Annotated in this window: 2 protein-coding genes; both read right to left on the reverse strand. The window is 72.1% G+C overall.

The genetic code is table 11. The annotated features are described in order from the left end of the window. Positions 1-161: 161 nt before the first annotated feature. The gene (locus NCC78_RS29015; RefSeq protein WP_250798509.1) at positions 162-1664 is read right to left on the reverse strand and encodes a right-handed parallel beta-helix repeat-containing protein; all 1503 of its coding nucleotides are present in this window, start codon (positions 1662-1664) and stop codon (positions 162-164) included. Between the two features lie 210 nt (positions 1665-1874). Beyond that, a partial coding sequence (locus NCC78_RS29020; RefSeq protein ID WP_250798510.1) for an APC family permease occupies positions 1875-3816 on the reverse strand: 1942 nt, incomplete at its 5' end.

Below are 3816 nucleotides of genomic sequence, written 5' to 3' on the forward strand. Positions count from 1 at the left end.
GGCTGGTCGCGCCCGTTCGGGGCGGCGGGCGCCGGAGCGCCCTACGGGCGGGGCGCACCCGGCCCGCCCCGTCCGATCGCGATGACCGTCCGGGCCGGGCCGGATGCGCCGCCCGACGGGTGTGCCGGTGCCCGGCCGGGACCGGTCGACCCGCCGGTGGTTCAGCTCCGGCAGTTGGTGACCGGCACGGTGCTGCCCGCACAGTTGGTGGGCTCGTTGCGCACGATGTCGGTCTCGTCGTCGATGGTGACCCGGGCCTTGTCCACGAACAGACCGCCCGGCTTCACCTCGGAGGCGTTCCCGGCCACCCGGCTCTGGAAGAGCTGGACCTGCCCCTGGGTGACGAAGATGCCACCGCCCTGCGACGTGTCGCCGACGGCCTCGTTGCCGTTCACCCGGCTCTGCCGTACCACCAGGTTCGACTTCTCGGCGTAGATCCCGCCGCCGTTGCCCTCGGCGGTGTTGCCGGTGACGACGCTGTCGTCGAGCGGCACCAGGCCCTGGAACGTCGAGATCCCGCCGCCGTTGCCCGTGGCGGTGTTGTCGGTCACCCGCATGTCCCGCAGGAAGATCAGCGCGTCGGAGTTGGCGATGCCGCCACCGGTCTTGGCGGAGTTGCCGTGCACCGTGCTGTCGGACACCCGGGTGCGGGCCGAGAAGCTGGCCACACCGCCGCCCTGCTCGGCCTCGTTGTGCACGAAGGTGCTGGTGTGCACCTCGGCCGCGCCCCGGTAGTTGCCGAAGCCGCCGCCGTACGCGACCGCGCTGTTGCCCCGGAACTCCGACTTGTGCATGGCGAGCACACCGCCGTTGAGCATGCCCCCGCCCTTGCCCGCGGTGCCGGTGGCGTGGTTGTCGACGAACGTGGTGTCGGTGACCACCATGTTGCCGTCGTTGAAGATCCCACCGCCGCCGCCCTCCTTGGACAGGGAGGTGCTGCCGACGATCGTGGTGCGCTTGACCACTGCGGACGCGCCGTGCGCCACGTAGATGCTGCCGCCCTCGGCGGTGGATTTCCCGTTCTTGAGCACCACGTCGGAGAGGGTCAGCTCGCCGGAGTCGCGGACGGTGAAGAACCGGAACTCCTCGGCGTGCTCGTCCCGGACGATGGTGGCGCCCTCGCCCCGGATGCTGATCGGGTGGTAGATGAACGGCAGGCCGCTCTTGTCGTCCTCCGGGGTGCGTGGGGGCGCCTCGACGTCGCCGGGGTTCTCCGCACTGTCGGCGGACTCCCGGGCGTCGCGGATGCCGCCGTCGTACCCGTCCTCCTGCTCGAGGGCCTCGGTGAGGACGTACCGGCACTTGGGCGCGAGCCGGAGGTCGCCGCCGCCCTCGGCGTCGGCCCGTTTCAGCGCCGCGATGAGCCGGTCGGAGTCGCAGGGCACGAAGAACTTGCGGCCGTGCCCGGACTGAGGTCCGCCGCGGCGCTCCGAGCGTGACCTGCGGTCCTCCTCACCGCGACGCTCCTCACCGCGGCGCTCCTCACCGGCGTCGTCGCCGCGCAGCACCATCGACGGCAGGCCCGGTCCGGCGACGGAGGGGCCGGCCGCGGCGACACCGGCGGCCCCGACCACCAGGCTGCCCGCCATCAGGCCGCCGGCTAAGAACCATCGGGACCGTCGCCTGGCTCGTGTCGCCCGCCGGCTCCCTTGATACGTGGACATCAGGATTCCCTGCCTCTCGTGCGTGACACGGCCGCCCCGAATCGGGCGCGGCGTGGCTGACGTCGCGGCAGCCACCGAGGGTCACGATACGACCGGGAATCGGGCGAGTCAGGCGAACATGAATAAGTGTAGTGTTTGCCTACAGGGGGTCGATAAGGCGCGTCGGCGGGCCGAACCGGCCGGGCCCGCACGGACCGGGAGGACCATGCCCTACCCGCCGACGTGGATGCCCGGGCGCCGGGCCGGATCCGGCTCGGACCTGCGGATGATCTCCCGCACCACCGGCGGGGTGTCGCCCCGCCCGAGGATGAGATAGCGCAGCAGGTGCGCGATCGGGCTCCCCTCGGACCACTCGAAGTGGGCGTGCGGGCGCACGCCGGTGGCGTCGCGCAGCGCTAGCAGGATCGCCGCGATGGCGTTCGGGGCGGCCGGGCTGGCGGCCCGCAGCACCCGGAACCCGCCCACCTCCACCCCGTGCACCCGCAGCACCCGGCTGAACTCCGAGGGGTCCACCACGTCGATCTCGAGGAAGAGCACGTCGGCCGCCCCGGGCACCGGGTTGATCCCGCGCTGCGCCCGCTCCTTGACCCGGTACTCCTTGACCGCTCCGCTGTCGCGCTTGTGGGCGATGAAATGCAGCCGGCCGTCGTGCGCGACGGATTCCGTGATGAACCGGCGGGCCGTCTCGTCGAACTCGATCCGCTCGGCGCGCAGCTCGGTGGTCCGGGTCACCCGGGAGATCAGCGAAACGGCGATGATGCCGAGGATGAACAGGGCGGAGATGGCGATGCCGTCCGGCTCGGCGATGACGTTCTCGACCAGGGCGTACAGCAGGACCAGGGTGAGCACGGCGAAGCCGGCGCCGGCGGCGCGGTGCCGGCGGCGGACCCCCGCGATGGTCACCGCCACGGCGGCGGAGACCATCATGGCGAGGATTCCGGTCGCGTACGCGCCGGCCTGGGCGTTGACGTCGGCCCGGAACACGACGGTGATCGCGATGCTGACCAGGGTGTAGACGATCACGACCGGGCGCACCGCCCGGGCCCACTCCGGCGCCATGCCGTAGGTGGGCAGGTAGCGGGGCACGATGTTGATCAAGCCGGCCATCGCCGAGGCGCCCGCGAACCAGAGGATCAGCACGCTGCTGATGTCGTAGACGGTGCCGAAGGCCTCCCCGACGTGCTCGTGGGCGAGGTACGCCAACGCCCGGCCGTTCGCGGCGCCGCCCGGCGCGAACTCCTCGGCGGGGATGAGCACGGTGGTGATGAACGTGGTCGAGATCAGGTAGACCGACATGACCAGCGCGGCGGTGGTGAGCAGCCGCCGGGTGTTGCGGATCCGTGCCGCCAGCCGGGCCTCGCGGTCGGCCCCCCGGCCGGCCACCAACGGCATCATGCTGACCCCGGTCTCGAAGCCGGAGAGCCCGAGCACCAGCAACGGGAAGGCCATCACGGCGGTCAACGCCACCCCGCCGGGGCTGCCGTCGGCGGTCACCGCAGTGGTCCAGCCCGACAGGGTGCCCGGATCGGCCGCGATCTCGGCCACCGACACCGCGACGATCACCGCGTTCAACGCCAGGAAGACGGCGACCAGCGGGATGGCCACCACCACCGCCTCCCGGAAGCCGAGCAGGAAGACGCCACCCAGGATGAGCAGCAGCGCGACGGTGACCCCGACGGCGACGGCCGTGCCGCCCACCCCCTCGGGCAGCAGCGGGTTCTCCAACAGGTGCACGGTGGCGTCGGCCGACGAGAGGGTGATCGTGATGATCCACGAGGTGGCCACGAAACCGAGCAGGACCAGCACGAACACCTTGCCCCGCCAGAACGGCAACAGCCGTTCCAGCATCGCCACCGAGCCCTGCCCGTGCGGGCTCTCCCGGGCCACCCGCCGGTACATCGGCAGCATCCCGAACAGGGTCAGCGCGACGATCAACAGGGTGGCCAGCGGCGAGAGCGCCCCGGCGGCGACCGCGGCGATGCCCGGCAGGTAGGACAGGGTGGAGAAGTAGTCCACCCCGGTCAGGCACATCACCTGCCACCAGGGATGCACCCGGGTCTGGCCCTCCTCGCTCTCCGGACCGACCGGCTGGACCCGGTGCAGGAAGAGCCACCGCCGCAGCGGGCTCGGCGGCGCGGCGGGCCGGCTCGCG

The sequence above is a fragment of the Micromonospora phytophila genome (assembly GCF_023656545.1).
Taxonomy (GTDB): Bacteria; Actinomycetota; Actinomycetes; order Mycobacteriales; family Micromonosporaceae; genus Micromonospora; species Micromonospora phytophila.